Source organism: Saccharothrix longispora (genome assembly GCF_030852425.1).
Taxonomy (GTDB): Bacteria; Actinomycetota; Actinomycetes; order Mycobacteriales; family Pseudonocardiaceae; genus Actinosynnema; species Actinosynnema longispora.
The window spans coordinates 1-18072 of the sequence record NZ_NSDM01000014.1 but is presented as its reverse complement, the minus strand read 5'-3'; the positions used below and the strand labels follow the sequence as shown (position 1 = coordinate 18072).

At 73.3% G+C, this 18072-nt stretch carries 21 protein-coding genes and 1 pseudogene; 10 read left to right on the top strand and 12 right to left on the bottom strand.

What is annotated here, in order from left to right:
* Positions 1-8: 8 nt before the first annotated feature.
* Complete coding sequence (locus CKY47_RS28790; protein ID WP_306749458.1) at positions 9-1322, bottom strand: ATP-grasp domain-containing protein; 1314 nt, start codon at positions 1320-1322, stop codon at positions 9-11.
* 144 nt (positions 1323-1466) lie between these two features.
* Positions 1467-1901: pseudogene (locus CKY47_RS28785) on the bottom strand (cupin domain-containing protein); the annotation flags it as partial.
* 715 nt (positions 1902-2616) lie between these two features.
* On the opposite strand from CKY47_RS28785, the gene CKY47_RS28780 reads away from it, so the two are divergent.
* On the top strand, positions 2617-3513 hold the full coding sequence (locus tag CKY47_RS28780) for an SDR family oxidoreductase (RefSeq protein WP_306749457.1): 897 nt from the start codon (positions 2617-2619) through the stop codon (positions 3511-3513).
* Here the strand turns inward: CKY47_RS28780 and CKY47_RS37010 are convergent.
* Complete coding sequence (locus CKY47_RS37010) at positions 3462-3881, bottom strand: DUF3040 domain-containing protein (protein WP_371320753.1); 420 nt, start codon at positions 3879-3881, stop codon at positions 3462-3464. The two genes, CKY47_RS28780 and CKY47_RS37010, sit on opposite strands and share 52 nt — an antisense overlap.
* A gap of 185 nt (positions 3882-4066) precedes the next feature.
* Here CKY47_RS37010 and CKY47_RS28775 point away from each other — a divergent pair, with 185 nt between their 5' ends.
* The 3 genes from CKY47_RS28775 to CKY47_RS28765 all read left to right on the top strand — a co-directional run bounded on the left by CKY47_RS28775 (position 4067) and on the right by CKY47_RS28765 (position 5089).
* Entirely contained in the window at positions 4067-4444 is a 378-nt protein-coding gene (locus tag CKY47_RS28775) for an STAS domain-containing protein (RefSeq protein WP_306749456.1), read from the top strand.
* A 121-nt stretch (positions 4445-4565) separates the two neighbouring features.
* Positions 4566-4805 (top strand): heme oxygenase-like domain-containing protein, encoded by a 240-nt coding sequence (locus tag CKY47_RS28770; RefSeq protein WP_306749455.1) that lies wholly within the window; start codon positions 4566-4568, stop codon positions 4803-4805.
* Between the two features lie 98 nt (positions 4806-4903).
* On the top strand, positions 4904-5089 hold the full coding sequence (locus CKY47_RS28765; RefSeq protein WP_306749454.1) for a hypothetical protein: 186 nt from the start codon (positions 4904-4906) through the stop codon (positions 5087-5089).
* 115 nt (positions 5090-5204) lie between these two features.
* Here CKY47_RS28765 and CKY47_RS28760 read toward each other — a convergent pair whose 3' ends face one another.
* Positions 5205-5675 (bottom strand): GNAT family N-acetyltransferase, encoded by a 471-nt coding sequence (locus CKY47_RS28760; RefSeq protein ID WP_306749453.1) that lies wholly within the window; start codon positions 5673-5675, stop codon positions 5205-5207.
* A gap of 328 nt (positions 5676-6003) precedes the next feature.
* Positions 6004-7995, bottom strand: coding sequence for an NAD-dependent DNA ligase LigA (gene ligA, locus CKY47_RS28755; RefSeq protein ID WP_306749452.1), 1992 nt, complete (start codon positions 7993-7995; stop codon positions 6004-6006).
* 103 nt (positions 7996-8098) lie between these two features.
* On the opposite strand from ligA, the gene CKY47_RS28750 reads away from it, so the two are divergent.
* From CKY47_RS28750 to CKY47_RS28725, 6 genes are all read left to right on the top strand, one after another.
* Positions 8099-8305, top strand: coding sequence for a hypothetical protein (locus tag CKY47_RS28750; RefSeq protein WP_306749451.1), 207 nt, complete (start codon positions 8099-8101; stop codon positions 8303-8305).
* Positions 8306-8420: 115 nt separating this feature from the next.
* The gene (locus tag CKY47_RS28745) at positions 8421-8837 is read left to right on the top strand and encodes an STAS domain-containing protein (RefSeq protein WP_306749450.1); all 417 of its coding nucleotides are present in this window, start codon (positions 8421-8423) and stop codon (positions 8835-8837) included.
* A 68-nt stretch (positions 8838-8905) separates the two neighbouring features.
* Complete coding sequence (locus CKY47_RS28740) at positions 8906-9385, top strand: DUF2975 domain-containing protein (protein ID WP_306749449.1); 480 nt, start codon at positions 8906-8908, stop codon at positions 9383-9385.
* The gene (locus CKY47_RS28735; protein WP_306749448.1) at positions 9385-9645 is read left to right on the top strand and encodes a helix-turn-helix domain-containing protein; all 261 of its coding nucleotides are present in this window, start codon (positions 9385-9387) and stop codon (positions 9643-9645) included. The genes CKY47_RS28740 and CKY47_RS28735 overlap by 1 nt, the downstream gene beginning before the upstream one ends.
* Entirely contained in the window at positions 9642-10571 is a 930-nt protein-coding gene (locus CKY47_RS28730; protein ID WP_306749447.1) for an ABC transporter ATP-binding protein, read from the top strand. The genes CKY47_RS28735 and CKY47_RS28730 overlap by 4 nt, the downstream gene beginning before the upstream one ends.
* Positions 10568-11368 (top strand): hypothetical protein, encoded by an 801-nt coding sequence (locus CKY47_RS28725; RefSeq protein WP_306749446.1) that lies wholly within the window; start codon positions 10568-10570, stop codon positions 11366-11368. Before CKY47_RS28730 ends, CKY47_RS28725 begins: the two co-directional genes overlap by 4 nt.
* 18 nt (positions 11369-11386) lie before the next feature.
* Here the strand turns inward: CKY47_RS28725 and CKY47_RS28720 are convergent, their stop codons facing one another.
* From CKY47_RS28720 to CKY47_RS28690, 7 genes are all read right to left on the bottom strand, one after another.
* Entirely contained in the window at positions 11387-11749 is a 363-nt protein-coding gene (locus CKY47_RS28720) for a histone-like nucleoid-structuring protein Lsr2 (protein WP_306749445.1), read from the bottom strand.
* A gap of 181 nt (positions 11750-11930) precedes the next feature.
* Entirely contained in the window at positions 11931-14018 is a 2088-nt protein-coding gene (locus CKY47_RS28715; RefSeq protein ID WP_306749444.1) for a CotH kinase family protein, read from the bottom strand.
* Complete coding sequence (locus CKY47_RS28710; protein ID WP_306749443.1) at positions 14009-14833, bottom strand: polyphosphate polymerase domain-containing protein; 825 nt, start codon at positions 14831-14833, stop codon at positions 14009-14011. The genes CKY47_RS28715 and CKY47_RS28710 overlap by 10 nt, the downstream gene beginning before the upstream one ends.
* Complete coding sequence (locus CKY47_RS28705; RefSeq protein ID WP_306749442.1) at positions 14830-15432, bottom strand: DUF4956 domain-containing protein; 603 nt, start codon at positions 15430-15432, stop codon at positions 14830-14832. The genes CKY47_RS28710 and CKY47_RS28705 overlap by 4 nt, the downstream gene beginning before the upstream one ends.
* Positions 15433-15644: 212 nt before the next feature.
* Positions 15645-16031, bottom strand: a complete 387-nt coding sequence (locus tag CKY47_RS28700; protein ID WP_306749441.1) for a hypothetical protein — start codon at positions 16029-16031, stop codon at positions 15645-15647.
* A gap of 161 nt (positions 16032-16192) precedes the next feature.
* Positions 16193-16780 carry an LURP-one-related family protein gene (locus CKY47_RS28695; protein WP_306749440.1) on the bottom strand — a complete coding sequence of 196 codons (588 nt, stop codon included), beginning with the start codon at positions 16778-16780 and terminating at the stop codon, positions 16193-16195.
* Between the two features lie 175 nt (positions 16781-16955).
* Positions 16956-18072 (bottom strand): polysaccharide deacetylase family protein (locus tag CKY47_RS28690; protein WP_371320752.1); only part of this gene is annotated, 1117 nt, incomplete at its 5' end.

Below are 18072 nucleotides of genomic sequence, written 5' to 3'. Positions count from 1 at the left end.
TTTCGGTGTCACACGAGCTTCCCGGTGGCCCAGTTGACGCGCTCCCACCGCTTGCCCCCGACCAGTGCGCGCAGCACCAGCACGGGGAGCTGCACGTGGTGCATCACCAGGAAGGGCAGGGGGTCCCGCCAGTCGAACACGGCGTCCTTGCCGCGCCGGAGGTCGCGCAGCCACGTCCGCAGCTCCCGCCGCCGCAGCACCTGCCGCAGCCTGCCCAGTTCCGCGCCCAACCAGTGCACCGGCCGCGAGCCGGGCAGCGGGCGGACGACGCGGTCGGGCGCCGGTGAGGTGGGCGCCGGTGAGGTGGGCACGGGGTCCAGGTAGGCCGCGGCGAGGTCCGGGCTGTCGTGGAAGGCGACCAGCGCCGAGTGCGGCCGGGGGTTGCACTCGATGGGGCGGGGCACGCCGTCCCCGTCGAGGATGAAGTCGAACGACACCTGACCGTCGAGCCGGTGCGCGGCGACGAAGTCGCGCACCCACCGCCAGATCGCGGGCACCTCGACGTGGCGGTAGTTCAGCTGGAGCGGGGAGGACTCCGAGCACGTGTACGCGGTGATCCGGCCCGCGCGGCACGTCGTGTGCGCGCAGTACTCGCGGCCGGTGGCGCGTCGTTGCAGCACCCACGGCCGGTCCGGGCCGATCGGCAGGTCGCCGGGGACCGCCGCCGGGTCGGCCACCACGACCACGCGGTGGTCGGCCGCCATCGACGTCCACTCCGGGGGTTTGAGCACGTACTCGCCGCCCGCGAAGTCGACGTCGCGCAGTTGCCGCACGTCGGTGACCCGGCGCGTGTCCAGGTCCGGCAGGCCCGCGTCGCGCACCAGTCCGGCGAAGTCCGCCTTGTCGTTGAGCAGGCGGTGCGTGCGCGGGTCGTTGGCGAGGACCGCGCAGTGCTCGGCGAGGACGGGGCCGGCGTCGGAGGTGGGCTGCGCACGGCCCGGTTCGTCGATGACCGGCACGACCGCGTCCACGTCCTCGGCCCGGATCACCGCGACGAGGTCCCGGACGTAGCCGGCGGGGTCCGTGCCGGGGTCGGCGACCAGGTGGAACGCGCAGGCGGCGCGGGAGAACCGCAGCGGCCCCCAGCGGTGCCGGGGGATCGACACGGCCACCACGCGGTGGCCCGCCTCGTGGAACTTCCTGGCCAGCAGGAGGCTCTTGGTCATGTGCGTGGTGGTGATCAGCACCGTCGTCCGGCGCCCGCACGGCGGGCGGGGCGCCAGCAGGTGCGCCACGCCGCACACCAACCCCGTCACCGGGGCGGTGACGACCAACGCGGCCAGCAGGGCGGCGCCGCGCGCACCGGTCGAGGACGACGTCACCGGACCACCTCCCGAAACATGCTGTCCAGGGCTGCCCGGGAGGGGTACCGGCAACCGCCGTGCCGGTCGATTCACCTGGACGTGTCGGTGGCGGTCACGCACCGGTGTCGTGGGCCGTCGCCCGCCGTGCGGGGTCCGGCCCGGTCAGCCGCGCGGGCTGACGTGGAGGCGTTCGCCCTGCGGCCCGAGCAGGACGAGCAGTTCCGCCGCGCCCCCGTCGGTCGAGCCGAGCCGGCGGGGAGCGCGGTGTCGAACTCGGCGGCCTCGCCCGGCGGCAGGACCGCGTCCCGGTCGCCGACCACCAGTCGCAACCGTCCGTTGAGGACGTGGAGCCACTCGTGACCGCCGTGGGTCCGCGGGGGTGGGTTGCGCGGGGTGCTCCCGGTCCGGGATGGGCATCTTGTACACCTGCACGCCGCCGGGCCTGCGGCTGAGCGGGACGAACGTCATGCCGTGGCGGTGGATCGGGTGCAGGTGGACCCTCGGGTCCCCGGTGCGCGGTGCGCCCACGAGGTCGTCCAGCGGGGCGTCGTAGGCGCGTGACAGCGGCAGCAGCAGGTCCGGGTCCGCCTGCCGCTGGACCCGCCCCGCCCCGGCGCGGTACTGCGCGAGGCCCAGCTCCAGGGCGAGCCGGTCGGTCGCCGCGCCGGTCTCCGGACCGCGTTCGCCCGGCCCGTCCGCGACTCGGGCCCGGTGCTCGCCGGGAGCGGCGGCGGGCGTCAGGCGCAGCGCCGCGACCGCCTCGTCCACCGTTGCGTACAGCGGGAGCCGCGTCGACCTGGCTCATCCGCAGGGGGCGCAGCACGCAGCGCGTGTCCGCGACGACGGCGAACGCGACGTCCGACCTGCCGGCCCGGTGGTGGCGTCGACGAGCAGCGCGATGCCCGCCGATCCCAGGAACCCGACCGCGCGCAGGTCCAGCACGACCGCGGTCGGGCGTGCGTCCAGCACGGCGCGTTTCCGCGTCCAGGTCGCCGGACACGGCCGGCAACGGGGTGCCGCGGCGCAGTTCGGTGACTGCCACGCGGCGTGGGGTCCGCTCGTTCACGTCGGCTCTCCCCGCGATCGGAGGCCGCAGGCGCGTCACCCGGGCGCGCTGTTCGACCCGGGTGGAATCCCGCAGCCGTGGGCTCGGGCCGGGATGCGCTCACCGCGCACCCGTCGCACGTCACCACCCCTCGGCCTCCCCGCCAAACGCCGAGGGTGGGGCGTGCCGCCGTGCCCGGGTGGTTGAACGGCCGGCGGGTGGGAATGCGTACGGGGCAGGCCCCACACGCACGGAAGGCGACACGGCATGGCGGAAGACCAGTACGACGAGAGCACCGCGCAACGGCACCCGGAGCCGGAGCAGCAGGAGGGGCAGGAGCAGGCGCACCCGGGCACCGGCGAGGCCATGGACCCGCCGCCCGACCACGGTGAGGACAGCTACCGGGGCAGCGGTCGGCTGGAGGGGCGCCGGGCCGTCATCACCGGCGGCGACTCCGGGATCGGGCGTGCGGTGGCCATCGCGTTCGCCCGCGAGGGGGCCGACCTGCTGCTGTCCTACCTTGAGGAGGAGCAGGAGGACGCCGAGCGCACCGCCGAGCTGGTGCGGGAGGCGGGGCGGAAGGTCGTGCTGGTGCCCGGCGACATCCGCGACGAGGCGCACTGCGGGCACGTCGTCGAGCAGGCGGTGGCGGAGCTGGGCGGCATCGACGTGCTGGTGAACAACGCCGCCTACCAGATGGCGCAGGAGGACGGGTTGCTCGGCATCACCACCGAGCAGTTCGACCGGGTGCTCAAGACCAACCTCTACGCGATGTTCTGGCTGTGCAAGGCGGCCGTGCCGCACATGCCCAAGGGGTCGTCGATCATCAACACCTCGTCGATCCAGGCGTTCCAGCCCTCACCGGAGCTGCTGGACTACGCCGCGACGAAGGGGGCGATCGTCAACTTCACCAAGGGGCTGTCGCAGTACCTCGCGGACAAGGGCATCCGGGTCAACTCGGTCGCCCCGGGGCCCGTGTGGACGCCGCTGATCCCGGCCACCATGCCCGCCGAGAAGGTCGACTCCTTCGGCGAGCAGACGCCGCTGGGCCGGGCCGCCCAGCCCTCCGAGCTGGCCCCCGCGTACGTCTTCTTCGCCTCGTCGGAGTCGAGCTACGTCACCGGCGAGGTGCTGGGCGTGACGGGTGGCCAGTTGCTGACCTGAGTCGGTTCCCCCGTCCACCGGACCCGCCCGACCGCGCCGGTCGGGCGGGTCCGGTGCGTCCGGGTCACCGCGTGTGGCGGGTGACGTGCAGGCACGCCGCCACCATCAGCGCCACGACGCCCGCGAAGACGAGCGGGAGATGGGTCATCGCCCAGCACGACGGAGCAGACCCCCGGCAGGGCGAGGCACGCGAGCGCCGCGTCGCGCCGCACCGGCCGCGCCGCGACGGCCTGGCCGGCCAGGGTCGCGGTGAGCACGGGGTCGTTGTGCTCGAACCAGCGCTCGATCCTGCGGAGTCGGCGGCGTTCCGAACCTGGAGCTGGTGGAGGGGGGTCGGCGCGGAGGTCTCCACGACCACCGAACCGCAACCCGTCGACACCCTCGCCACCGCCTGGTCCACCTGGTTCGGCCCCGGCGGGCGGTCGTCCTCGCTGAGCCGGACGGGTGCCGGTCCGCGCCGGCGCATGAGAAGTGCGCCGACCGGGAAGACAATGCGTGCGGTGGGCGTCCGGGGCCTCCGGCCGCCCGTCGCGGTTCGCGAGGAGGCGATGTGGTGACCGGCAGTGAGCACCGCGGAGGACACGTCGAACAGTTGCGGGTGGAGCGCGCGGACCGGGACGAGGCGGTCGTCGTCAGCGCGCACGGCGAGGTGGACGGCACGAACGCGCCCGTGCTGCACGAGGGGTTGACCGCCGCCTTCGCCTCGGCGGCGGCGAGGACCGTGCCGGTGGTGGTCGACCTGACCGACGTGCCCTTCTTCGCGTCGAGCGGCATGGCGCTGCTGGTGGAGCACCACAACCTCGGCGCCCGCCGGGCCACGCCGCTGCGCGTGGTCGCCCCGGCGCGCAGCCCCCTCCGCGCGCTGCGCGCCGCCCGGCTCGACCAGGTGCTCGACCTCTACCCCGACCTCCCGGCCGCTCTCGCCGGGTGATCGCGGCCCGTGTCCGCGCCGGCCGGGGACGACGCAGGCCCCACGGGCGGGTCACCCGGGTTCGGGCGGGCGGCCCGGGTGGCGCGACGACCTGGCGCCGCTGCCCGCCACCCGGTCCTGCGTGGACCGGCCGCGGGAGGTGTGCTCCACCGACCGGCGGGTGCGGGAGGCCTGCGGGGTCGAGGGCGACGGCGTGCGGTTCCACGAGTTCGACCGGATCGCCGCGCCCGAGCCGTTCCGCGACCGCTCCCGGGCGCTGCTCGACCGCGCCGTGGAGCGCGAGTCCCTGGTCGGGGAGGCCGACACGGCCTTCCGCCCGAACCGCGCCGTGTTCGACGACCTGTCCGCCGCGCACCGCTGAATTCCGTCGAGGGCGGGGCTGCCGCGTCGATCACCGGCCCGGACGCGCGCGCGGTTCGTCGTCGGCCGCGACCGCCCGGGTTCCGCTAGCCTGGGTCGATGAGACGTGGACCGGCGATCGGGTTCGGGGTCCTGCTGATCCTGGTCGGCGCGCTGTGGACCGGTCAGGGTCTCGGGTACGTCGGGGGCAGCTTCATGACCGGGCAGAAGCTGTGGACCGCGATCGGGCTGCTGTGCGTGGTCGGCGGGGGTGCCCTGGTGCTCGCGCTGCTGCGCAGGCGGTGACCCGCCGCGAGGTGGTTCGCGCCGGATCGGGGTGCTCGCGCGCGGGAGGAGTGCCGCGACGCACTCGATCGCCGATGGCGGGACGACCTCCGTCAGCATCGGTGGTGGGGCCGGGTCAGCCGGTGCCCCGTGTCGGGGGCCGCAGGTCCAGCCACATGATGCGGAGGCCGACGTCCCCCAGGACGGGATGGCGGAAAGCCCCGGGCGCTGTACCCAGGGTGCCGAACCCGAGGCTTTCGTAGAGGTCGACCGCGGCCCTGTTCGTGTCGACGACAGCGTTGAACTGGATCGCCGCGAATCCGTTGCCGCGCGCCCAGCTGATCATGTCGGTGGTGAGGGCCCGCCCCACACCCGTGCCCCGTGCGTGCTCGGCGACCACCAGGCTGCCGGACGCGACATGGCTCCCGGGGCCCGGCCGGTTGGCGTACATGTTCGCGGTACCCAGCACCCGGTCGGCATCGGCGGCGACGACCACCCTGGCCGGTGCGGCCACCAGCCACGTGCGCTTGGCGTCGTGCTCGCTCATACCGGGGTCGTAGGCGAACGTCCGCTGCTCGGTGATGACGTCGTGCAGAATCGGCCACATCCGCGGCCAGTCCTCGTCACGTGCCTCGCGGACCACGAAGCCCGGCCCCGCGGGGGGCTGTGGATCAGCCATGTCGCCGGCTGCCGGAACCCGCGCCTGCGACGAGGTCGGTGAGTGACCGCACCCCCCTGATCCTGCCTGTGCCGCGCCCACATCACCACCCGATTCGCGTACGCGGCACTCCCGGCGCACCGGTCTCCCGTGCCGGGCAGTCCGGTCTTGCCCCACGCCGGACGGAGTGCCGACGGCAGCCGGGCACCCCGCCGGACGACCACCACGCCCGACCGGCCGACTCGAACGCTCGGTCACACCCCGCCCCGGAGCGGGGCTAGGCGATGCCGGCGGCGATCAGCTGCCGCCAGATCTCGCCCTGGTCCACGACCTCGACGCCGAGCTTCTCGGCCTTGGTGAGCTTGCTCGCGCCCACGTCGGCGCCGGTGACGAGGTAGTCGGTGTTGGCCGACACGGAGGTGGCGGTGGTCGCGCCGGCCTTCTCGCACAGCCGCTGGAAGGTGGGGCGGGGGACCTTCTCGCCCGAGCGCGGGTCGCTGATCGCGCCGGTGACCACGACCGTCTTGCCGGCCAGGGGCGCGTCGGAGGCGACCACCGGGGGGAGGTCCTCCTCGCGCACGTCGAGGGACACCCCCCGTTCGCGGAGGCGTTCGAGTTCCGGGCGCAGCCGGGTGAGGTGCTCGATCAGGGAGGCGGCGACCCTCGGGCCGATGTCCTCCACGGCCACGAGGTCGTCCTCGCCGGCGTCGGCCACCTCCTCCAGCGAGCCGAAACCCGCTCGGCACAGGCGGGTGGCGGTCCCCTCGGACGCCATCGGGATCGCGAAGCCGATCAGCGCCCGGCGCAGCCCCACCCGACGGCTCGCGGCGATCGACTCGATCATGCGGGTGGCCGAGGTCTCCTTGATGCGGTCGAACTCCAGGAGCTGTTCCTTGGTCAGGGTGTAGAAGTCCGAGGGGTTCTCCAGCAGGCCGGCTTCGGCGAGCCGTTCGATCCACACCGGACCGACCGCCTCGATGTCCGCCGCCGCGCGCGAGGCCCAGTGGATCAGCCGGCGCACGGTCTGCGCGGGGCAGGCGGCGTTGGTGCAGAACAACTCCCGGCTGTTGCCCTGCTCGGTCAGGTCGTGCCCGCACGACGGGCACGCGGCGGGCGGCACGATGTCGCGTTCCGCGCCGGTGCGCTTGGACTCGTCCAGCACGCCCGCGACGAACGGGATCACGTCGCCCGCGCGCCGCACCAGCACCGTGTCGCCGATCTTGATGCCGCGCGCCCGGATGACCTCCTGGTTGGCCAGGGTGGCGCGGGTGACCGTCGTGCCGCCCACGAACACCGGTTCCAGCCACGCCACCGGGGCGATCTTGCCGGTCTTGCCGACGTCCCAGACCACGTCGGTGAGCACGGTGGTCTTCTCCTCGGCGGCGAACTTGAACGCCAGCGCGCCGCGCGGCGAGTTCGACCGCACCCCGGCGGCGGCGAACGCGTCCCGGTTCGCCAGCCGCAGCACGGCGCCGTCCAGGTCGTAGTCCAGTTCGTTGCGCTGCGCCTCGATCTCGGAGATCACCGCCTGCGCGGCCTCCGCGTCGGTGCGGTGCCGCATGTCCGCCACGTCGAAGCCGAGCGCGCGCAGGCCCTGCTCCAGGTCGGCGGCGGTGGCGTCGGCGGAGGTGTCGAGGTCGAAGGCGAAGAACTGCAGGCGCCTCCCGGCGACGGTGGCCGGGTCCTTGGCGCGCAGGGTGCCCGCGGCGGCGTTGCGGGGGTTGATCAGCGGCTTGTCGGGGTGCGCGGTGTTGTAGGCGGTGAACGTGGAGCGCAGCATCACGGCCTCGCCGCGCACCTCGACCCGGCCCGGCGCGTCGATGCGGTCCGGGATGCCGTCGGCCAGCGCCCGCACCAGGAACGTCACGTCGTCGCCCGTCGTGCCGTCGCCCCGGGTCACGGCGCGGGCCAGCCGGCCGTCCTCGTAGACCAGGGCCAGCGACAGGCCGTCCAGCTTCGGCATGACCACCACGGGCTGGCCGGGGAAGCGGTCGAAGAACGCGGCGACCTGCTCGGGCTTCGTCGCCTTCTCCAGGGACAGCATGGGGCGCGAGTGCCGGATCGGCGCGTGCAGCACCGACGGCGCGCCGACCTGCTCCAGCGGGTTCGGGTCGGGCGCGAGCTCCGGGTTCGCCTCGACCAGGCCCCGCAGCTCGTCCTCGATCGCGTCGTACTCCGCGTCCGCCACCAGCGGCGAACCGCGGTAGTAGGCGTCGCGCAGCACGACGACCTGGTCGGCGAGTTCCCGGATGCGCTCCTGAGCGTTCACGGCGCGAACGCTACCGGTGGCCACCGACAACCGGTGGACGCGCGGTCGGCGTCGCCCGATGGGGGGTAGCGCCACCGCCCGGTCGGCGCGGAGGATGGGCGGCATGGGTTTCCACGGCGGCACGGCCGCCCGCGCCGCGGACCGTCATCGGCACGTCGGGATGGCCGCGGTGGCGGTCGTCGCCGGGGGGCTGGGCGCGTTCGCCGCGCCGTGGTGGACCTGGGTCGTCGTGTCCGCCGGCCTCCTGCCGACGTTCGCGGTGCTGCGCCGGATGACGCCCGCCGACGTCGTGACGAGGTGCTCCGCGTAGGTTCCCCGCCCACGTCGGCGGACCCCGCACCGGCGTGTCGGCGGCCACGTGTCGAACGGGGTACCACCGGGTAACCGCTCCGGGTGAACCGGGACCGAGAGTGCGGAGGAGCGTCGTGGAACAGGACGTCCACCTGCCTCCGGTGAACGTCGGCGTCGCGGTCGCCCGGCGTCGCGGGGTGGTGTTCGCGGACGTGCGGGGCGAGGTCGACACCGACAGCTACCGGCACCTGCGCCAGGAGCTGTTCTCCTGCCTGGGCGGCGGCCCCGCCGCGCTGGTGGTCGACCTCAGGCACGTGGACTTCTTCGGGTCGCTGGGCATCGCGGTGCTGATGGAGGTGCACGAGCGGGCCACCGAGCTGGGCGCCGCGTTCGCCCTGGTCGCCGAGCACCGCACCGTGGTCGAGCCGATCCGCATCACCGAGGTCGGCGAGCTGCTGGGCCTGTGCTCCACGGTGGAGGAGGCGGTGGCCCGGGTGGAGGGCGGCCCGGCCGGTGCCGAGGCCGACGGCTTCTCGTGGTGGTCCTCCTAGGAGCGATGGTTGCCGGAAGGCGATAGCTACCGATTGACATTCGATAGGTGGCCATCGAGAATCGATGCATGTTCGCTGAGCATCGGGCGGTTGCCCCTCTTCGTGTCTTCCTCGTGCTGCTGTTCGGGGTGCTCCTCCTCTTCCAGGTCATGTCGTTGCCCGGCCAGTTCGCCCACATGGCGGAGCGGTCGCCGGAGATGGCGCACCTGCGGTGGCCCCTGACGGCCGTGACCGTGTTCTGGGTGCTGTGCGTGCAGGTGGTGGTCGTGGCCACCTGGAAGCTGCTCACCCTGGTCAAGAACGACCGCATCTTCAGCGAGCCCGCCCTGAGGTGGGTCGACGCCATCGTGTGGGCCGTCGCCGCCGGGTGGGCGACGTTCGGGGTCGTGTTCCTCTTCGTCGGCTTCAACGCGGACGACCCCGGCGTCCCGCTGCTGATGTTCCTCCTGCTGGTCGGCATCACCGTGCTGGGACTGCTGATGGTGGTGATGCGGGCGCTGCTGCGGCAGGCCACCACGCTGCGCACCGACATGGAGTCGGTGATCTGATGCCGATCATCGTGCGCATCGACGTCGAGCTGGCCAAGCGCAAGATGAGCGTCGGCGAGTTCGCCGAGCGCGTCGGGCTCACGCCGGCGAACGTCGCCGTGCTGAAGAACGGCCGCGCGAAGGCCGTGCGCTTCAGCACCCTGGAGGCCATGTGCCGGGTGCTCGGCTGCCAGCCCGGCGACCTGCTGGAGTGGATCGACGACGGGGAGGAGCCCGACGACGGCGCGCTCCGGGCCGTCGGGGACGAGGGGCACCGGTGATCGAGGTCCGGGGCCTGACCAGGCGCTACGGCGACGTCCTCGCCGTCGACGACTTGGACTTCACGGTCGAGCCGGGCAAGGTCACCGGGTTCCTCGGGCCGAACGGCGCCGGGAAGTCCACGACCATGCGGATCGTGCTCGGCCTCGACCGGCCCACGTCGGGCACGGCGCTGGTGAACGGCCGGTCGTGCGCGGCGCTCGCCGAACCGCTCCGCGAGGTCGGCGCGCTGCTCGACCCCGGCTCGGCGCACCCCGGCCGCACCGGTCGCGGGCACCTGCGCGTGGCCGCCCGGACGAACGGCATCCCGTCGCGCCGGGTGGACGAGGTGGTCGAGGAGGTCGGTCTCGGCCGCGCCGCCCGCCGCCGGATCAAGGGCTACTCGCTGGGGATGCGGCAGCGGCTGGGCATCGCGGCGGCGCTGCTCGGCGACCCCGGCGTGCTGCTGTTCGACGAACCGGTCAACGGGCTGGACCTCGACGGCGTCCGCTGGGTCCGCGGGCTGCTGCGCCGACTGGCCGACGAGGGCCGCACCGTGCTGGTCTCCAGCCACCTGCTCGGCGAGGTGGAACAGGTCGCCGACCGGCTGGTCGTCATCGGGCGCGGCAGGCTGATCGCCGACGCGACGACGGAGCAGGTCCTCGACGGGCTGGGGGACGTCCGGGTGCGCGTCCGCGCCGCGGAGCCCGACCGGCTCCTCGCCGCGCTGCGCGAACGCGGTCTGGAGGCCCACCGGGTCGACGCCCGCGAGCTGCGGGTCGAGGGCAGCACCGCCGAGCAAGTGGGCGAACTCGTCCACTCCCTGCACATCCCGCTGCACCACCTCTCGGAGGTGCGCAACACCCTTGAGGACGCCTACGTGGAGTTGACCGGCAGCAGCGTGGAGTACCACGGCGGCCGGGCCGCGACGAGCGGGGTGGCGCGGTGACGGCCCCCTCGGCACCCCGGGCCGCCCCGGCCCGCGTTCCCCTGGCCCGCGTGTTCGCCCGCACCTGCGCCGCCGAGTGGACGCGGTTGTGGACGGTCCGGACCACCTGGTGGTTCCCGGCCGCCGCCGCCGCGGTGATGGTGGGGATCGCCACCGTCGCCGGCCTGGAGGCGGGCTCCGACCCGGTGCCGCCGGAGGGCGGGTCGGCGTGGCGGATGGCGGGCGTGCCGGCCCTGCCGGGGCAGTTCGCGCTCCTCGCGCTCGCCCTGACCGCGGTGACGTCGGACTACTCGACCGGCGGGATCGTGCCGACCCTCCAGTGGACACCGCGCCGCGCCGTGCTGTTCCTGGCCCGCACGACCGTGGCGGTGTGCGTCGCGACCGCCGTCGGCACGCTGCTGGCGCTCGCCGCCGCCGTCACCGCGTTCACCGCGGCCCGGCCGGTGCTCGTCCTGCCCGTCGACGGGGGCCTGGAGGTGCTGCCCGACGTGGCGCTCGTGTTCGCGGCGGGGGCGGCCCTCGCGGTCGGGCTCGGCTTCCTGCTGCGCCACACGGCGGCCACGCTGGTCACGGTGTTCCTGCTGATGCTGGTGCTCCCGCTGATGCTGCCGAACCTCGGCGTCGAGTGGGCGTCGACGCTCGCCGACGCCCTGCCCGGGGCCGGTGCGGCGTTCCTGCTCATCGGCGAGGTGCCGGGCATGACGCGGACGTCGTCGGTGGTCACGCTGCTCTGCTGGGCCGCCGGGGCGCTGCTGCTCGGGTGGCTGCGGCTGGCGCGCGACGACGCGAACCGCTGACCGCGGCCCGGCGGGGCGTCAGCTGCGGTGGGCCACCTCGAACGCCTCGATGACGCTCGCCGGGATGCGCCCGCGGTCGGCCAGGTCGTGACCGTTCTTGCGGGCCCACTCGCGGATCGCCTTCGTCTGCTCCTTGTTCCTGACCTCGGAGCCGGGGCGGCGGACCGGGGCGCCCGCGGCGGCCGTGCGCCTGGTGCGGCCACCCGTCCTGCGCGCGTTCGCGACGAAGCCGGCGAGGGCGTCGCGGAGGCGGTCGGCGTTCTGCGGGCGGAGGTCGATCTCGTAGGCGACGCCGTCGAGGCCGAACGAGACGGTCTGGCCGTTCTCGGCAGCGGTGCCGTCGAGGTCGTCGATGAGCTGGACGAGCACTTTCTGAGCCACGGACACCTCACGGGTGATCAGCGTTGCGGTGGACGTGGCAGCGTAACAAGACCGACTTCGCGAGCGCTGCGGCTCGACCGCGCGTGTCGCCGGGCGCTGCGGGTCGACCGGTGCGTCGTCGGCGGTGGAAGCCCGGTGGCGCGGCGGCCTCGGCCGCCGCGCCACCGGCCCGGTCATCCGGTCAACCGGCCGTGCACGTCGGCACCGGTGTGCCGGGCGCTCCGGTGGTGGCGCCCAGGAAACCGAACGAGGTGCCCGCCCCGGCCCCGAGCGACCCGTTGTGCGCGGCGTTGCGGGCCGTGACCGCCGTCCCCTGGCTGGTGACGGTCGCGTTCCACGCCTGGGTGATCGTCTCGCCGGCGCCGGTCGTCCAGGACACGGTCCAGCCGTTGATCGCCGCGTTGCCCGCGGTGACCCGCACCTCGCCCTGGAACCCGCCGGACCACCGGTTGACCACGGTGTACGTCGCGCTGCACCGGGACGGGCCGGGCGGCGGGGTCGTGGTCGTCGTTGTCGTGGTGGTGGTGGTCGTGGTGGTGCTGGTGGTCGTCGGCGTGGTCGTCACGGTGCCGCCCCACCCCGCCGCCGAGTCGAGCCAGGCGCTGCGGCGCTGCATCCAGTCCTTGAAGAACTGCACCTGGCCCTGCCACGTCGGCGCGGTCGGGGTGTTGAAGAAGCCGATCCTCGGCGACGACAGGTTCGGCCAGCGCTGGAAGTTGCGCTGCGCGCCGTTGGTCAGCGGCCGGGCGAGGCCGTCGATCCGGCTCTGCACGGCGGAGTCCGCGAGCGGGCCCCGGCGCAGCGCCTGCCAGCGCGCCTTCAGCTGGTTGACGAACGCCGGGTCGCGCAGCAGCCGGGCGACCCAGTCGTTGGCCATCGGCTGCCGGGTCTGGAGGTGCTGCCAGCCCTCGACCTGGTCGTTCTGGAAGTACCCGCCCACGCCGAACGTGAGGTCGAAGTCCCACAGCGGCCCGGCGACGATCCTGCCGTCCCGGTCCTTGTGGAAGTAGGCGCTGCGGAGGTAGGCGTCCATGCTGCGGCTGACCTCGTTGACGATCACCTGGTCGATGAAGGACGCGACGTCGAGGTACTTGCGGTAGCCGGTGTTCGGGTCGGCGGAGTTCGGCGCCCGCAGCACGTCGTGGAACTCCTGCAGGTGGGCGCGCAACCAGTCGCGCTGCGCCGGCTGCAACGGGTCCGGGTCGACCACTTCGAGGTAGTTCCAGCAGGTGGCGGCCGGGCCGGTGCACGGCAGAGTGGGCTCCTCGGCGGCCATCCACTCGAACTTGAAGATGTACCCGCCGGTGATCTTCGGCAGCGTGAGGTCGTCCTCGTCCAACTGCTTGAGGTCGAGCCGGTTCTTGGAGTTCTTGATCGTCTCGACCAGCATGTAGACGCCCATGTAGTCCTCGGTGCCGACCGGGGTGGCGTCGGTGTTGAGGTAGAACTCCGCGAACGCGTACCGCGGCGTCTTCATCCCCATCTCCCGGCCGAGGTCGTAGACGAGGGCCTCGCGGACCAGGGACTTGTCGGTGAACGGCCCGCGCAGCACCCAGTCGGAGTCGGCGGGCATGCCGAGTACCGGGTAGTCGGCGTCGTCGTCGTCGTTGTCCCGGAATTCCAGGCGGTAGGGCGCTTTCTCGAAGGTCGCCGACGACTGCCCGCGCAGCCGGAACCCGGCCCGGGTGGCCACCGCCGGGGCCGCCGCGAGGGACGTCGTCCCGCCCGCGCCCGGCTGGAAGATCATGGTGGTGGCGTCGAAGTACTCCCGCTGGGGTCTGCCCGCGCCGTAGGAGTCGATCACGACCACGGGCAGGTCGTGGTTCGTGGTCGTGGCGGCGCGGGCGGTGTACATGGCCGTCCCGGGCGCGCCGGACGCCGTCTGCCCGACGAACGCCTGCGCCCGCAGCTGGGTGGTGCGGGTGAAGGTCAGCGGTGTGCCCTGGTAGGGGGTCGACTGCGCGGTGGGCAGCCTGCCGTCGGTGGTGTAGCGGACCTGGGCCCCGCTGACGGTGGTGCCCAGCGACACCGACACCTGGCCCTGGAACGTGCCGCTGGGCACGGAGAAGGTGATGTCGCCGACGAGGTCGTCCGCGGCCGCGGCGGCTGCCGCCTCGTCGGCGGCGCCCGCCGGGACCGCCTGGGGCGCGCTCGGTTCGGCGTCTGCCGACAACGGCACGAGGAACGCGGTGAGGAGCACGGCGGCGACCGCGACCCAGGCGGAGCGCCGGGTCGCCGCGGCTCCGTCGCTGCGGGTGGTCAAGCGCACGATGCCTCCTGTTCGGGGTGGTGGGAGAGGGCGGGCGTCGGGGCGGTGCCGCGGAAGTGCCGGCGCAGCGTCCGCCGCCACGGCGCGTCGGGCAGGTCCAGGCGCAACGCGGCCAGGCCGGTGGCGTACTTGGAGATGCGGACGGGCCTCAGCCCGCTCTGCCACAGCACGCGGTCGACCGGCGTGGCGGCGGAGGGGGACTTGGTCTCGACCACGGCGAGGCCGGGCAGGCTCAGCGCCGAGTGCTCGTCCCGCCAGGTGAGGCCGGTGTCGATGGTGACCCGGCCGACGTCACCCGGCAGCAGCAGGGTGGCGCGGTGGTAGTCGGTGATCAGCACCGCGTCGAAGGGGCTGTCGGCGGTGGACCCGAGCGACTCGCGGGCGAGCGCCTCGTCGATGAAGGCCCGCCCGGGGTGCACGGTGCCGCAGTCCCGGGGGTGGTAGGGCAGCCGGTGCTTGGTGACGCTGCCCCGCGCGCCGCTGATCTTGACCTCCAGCCAGCACTGGGCGGAGTCGAGGTACGTGCGGGTGCGCACCTTGAAGCGCCGCCGCCGCCGGTAGGCCGCGCAGTGGAAGCTGGTCAGCAGCGGCGTGTCGAAGTAGACCGACTCGTAGTGGAAGGTGCGCGCGCCGTCGACGTCCAGCACCCTGGTGTCCGCCGGGAGCCCGCCCAGCAGGCGGGGCAGCGCGTCCACCGGCACGAGGTACTTGCGGTCCACCCTCGTCTGCAGCGCGGCGCGGTCGATCAGCTCGGCGAGCCCGACGGGGGCCAGCCGCGCCAGGGTCCGGGCGAGGGGGGTCGTGGTCGTGGTCATCGGCGTGCTCCGGATCGCGCCGGCGTGCCGGGCGCGGTGGTCGGGGCGCGTTCGGTCAGCGCGTACCGGACGTCCACCACGGTGGTCTCGTTGACCAGGTCGAGCCGCTGGACGCTGGCGACGTGCACCCGCGCGTCGAGCAGCTGCTCCAGGTGGGCGACGAGCGCGAGGTGGTCGGTGACGGCCGAGTCCAGCACCAGGACCTGGTGCCGGTAGCGCCGGAACAGCCACCGGTGGTCGCCGAGGAACATCGTGGCGAGGATGAGCGCCATCAGGCCCGCGTTGAGCCACGGTGACGTGGTGTTCAGCGCACCGAGGAGGCCCAGGGCGAGGGCGGAGAAGTAGTACGCGACCTCGTGCTGGTCGAGTTCCGTCGAGCGCAGCCGGATGATCGACAGCACGCCGAACAGCGCCATCCCCAGCCCGAGCCCGGCGCCGACGTCGCTGGTGCTGAGCGCGCTCGCCACCGCCAGGACGCCGACGTTCACGCCCAGGTAGGCCACCACCAGGTCGCGTCGTCGGTGCCGCGGGAAGTAGAGCCCGAAGACGAGCAACACCACTGCGCAGATGTCGACCGCGAACAGGACGAGCTGTGACATCTCGTGCGTCCCTCCTGAGCCACTGCCGGGATTGGCGGGCACCGCCCGCTTCTTGGCGGGGGTCTGCGGGGACGGTCGCCGAAACTTTCGAGTCTTTAGGTAAACTTTCGGGAACTCTGGGGAAACGATAGGGCGCGGTAAGGGGTCACGTCAATGAACTCATGGCGTCACCCTGCGTATCAAAAGGTGGCCCTGCCGCTGGTAGGACTCGATCACGGCGTCAGGTTGCCGCCTACCAGGTCATAGCGCCGGGTGCTCGGGTCGTGCCGCGGACCGCGCGCGATGTTGCGAAAGTTTCGCTCTGTTCGGCTGGTGAACGTCGCGGCGGCCCACGCCGCCGGTTCCGCGCGCGCCACCTCCGGTGAACCGCCCGTGCCCGTGGTGACCAAGGCGAAGTGCAGCCCCGTGTCCGATGTGGACAGCAGCAGCCGGCGCGGGCCGGCCGGCCCGGTTCCGGGGCCGTCGAGATCGGTTCCGCACCGGTGTGCGGCGGCGGGGCGGTGGTGGTGCCGAGGGAGCTGACCACGGTGGTGGCGCCCGGCGGGAACGACGCGGGCAGGTGCGGCTCGGTGGGTGCCGCGCCGCCGTTCCAGCGTCACACCAGGACGCCGTACGGGGCGGCACGAGCACCAGGGCGAGCACCGATCGCCGCATCGCGGCCGCCTCCATCGAAGATGGAGTTGATTCACTTCGACCGTAGCGGCGTTGCCGGACCGCGCGACCACCACGAGGCGGTCGGCCCGCGGCCACCCGGCCCCGGCTACCGGGACTGGAGCGCGTCCACCGCGACGGCCTGCGCGATCACCAGGCGGCGGTCGACGTGCGGGTCGGCGATCGTGATCAGGTAGTGGTCGCGGACCCACGTCTTCTTGTCCACGCTGAACACCGGCTGCCCGTTCCGGGTGAAGTCGAAGTGGAAGCGGAACGGGACGGGGATGTTGTTGACGAACGGCAGGAAGCCCCACACGCGGCGCAGGATCGCCAGGCCCGCGTTGCGCTCGCGCCCGGTGGCCGTCGGCGCGCCCGGCTGGTCCAGGTGCCAGGTGGAGTTCGTCAGGGACTTGCCGAAGTCCTTGCGGAACGAGCCGATGGACCGGCCGTCGCCGTCGGTCACGTCGTAGCCGCTGCCGAGGTCGATCACCTTGCGCGCCCGGAAGCCCGCGAGCACCTGCCCCTTGCCGGAGTCGGTGAAGATCGTCACCTGCTCCTTGAACGCCATCCGCTTCTGCTCGACGAACGCCACCAGGTGGCCCGGCTCGCCGCCGTTGTCGGCGAAGATCTCGTAGCGGTTCACCATCAAGGTGACCTTCTGGTGCATGTGCAGCACGTTCATGGCCTGTGGGTGCATCGTGGGTCCCCTGACTCCGGTGGTGACCGCAGTGTCTCACCTGACCGGGTGAAGATCGTCTCCGACCCGAGCGGGCCACCGCTCCCCGGAGCGCGGGAACAGGCCGACCCGCCGCGCCGACACCGGTCCGCTCTGACCGGGTCCGCGCAGCGGGTCGGGGTCGTTCCGCCTTACCTCAGGGGGTGCGGCAGGAGACGGTCGGCGCGGCCCACTGGCCGTTGGCCATCACGGTGAAGCCGAACGTCGTGCTCGCGCCCGGCGCGAGGTTGCCGTTGCCGCTGGGCTTCATCGTCATCACGTTGCCGCTGGAGTCCCAGCTCGGCGTGCCGCTCCACGTGCTCGACACCTTCTGCGGCGCGGTCACCGTGACGGTGGCCGTCCAGCTGCCGATGGCCGACGAGCCGGCCCGGACGGTCACCTCGCCGTTGAAGCGGTCGCCCCACTGCTGGGTCGTCCGGTAGGTGGCGGTGCAGGCGCCGCCCGGCTGCTGCGACGTGGTCGTGGTCGTGGTGGTGGTCGTGGGACCGCCGCCCGGCGTGTCGCCCGGCGCGACGGCGCGACCGGTCGACGGGGAGATCATGCCCGCGCACAGGCCCCGGCTCGCCAGGTTCGCGGCGATCTGGGGGATGGCGTTGACCGTCGTCTGGTAGCCGTCGTGCATCAGGATCACGCCGCCGTTCTGGAGCGTGGACGCCGCCTGCACGATCGCCGCGGTGCTCGCGCCGTTCCAGTCCTGCGAGTCGACGCTCCACAGCACCTCGGTGAGGCCGAACTGCGCCTGGACGGACCTGAGCGTGGCGTTGGTCTCGCCGTACGGCGGGCGGAACAGCTTCGGCGCCTCACCGGTGGCCTGCTGGATGGCCTGCTGGGTCTGGGAGATCTCGGAGGTCATCTGCGACTGGCTCAGCTGCGTCATGTGCGGGTGCGACCAGCTGTGGTTGCCGATCCAGCCCACCTGGCGCTGCGCCTGCACCAACGCGGTGTTGCCACCGACCTTGTTGCCCTGGTTGAAGAACGTCGCCCGCAGGTTGGCCGACCGCAGCGCGTTGATCAGCTGGGTGGTGGTGCCGCCGGGGCCGTCGTCGTAGGTCAGGCCCACGTAGCCGTTGGGGCAGCTCTGGCCCGGCTGCGTCGTGGTGGTGGTCGTGGTGGTGGTCGGGTTGGTGCCGCCGCCCGCGTTGAGGGCGTTGAGGACCGAGGTGTAGGCGGCCTTCTTGTTGCCGCTGCCGTCGAAGAGCAGCGGGGTGCCGCTCGCGCGCCAGGAGTCGGTGTCGCGGATGCCCCACACCGTG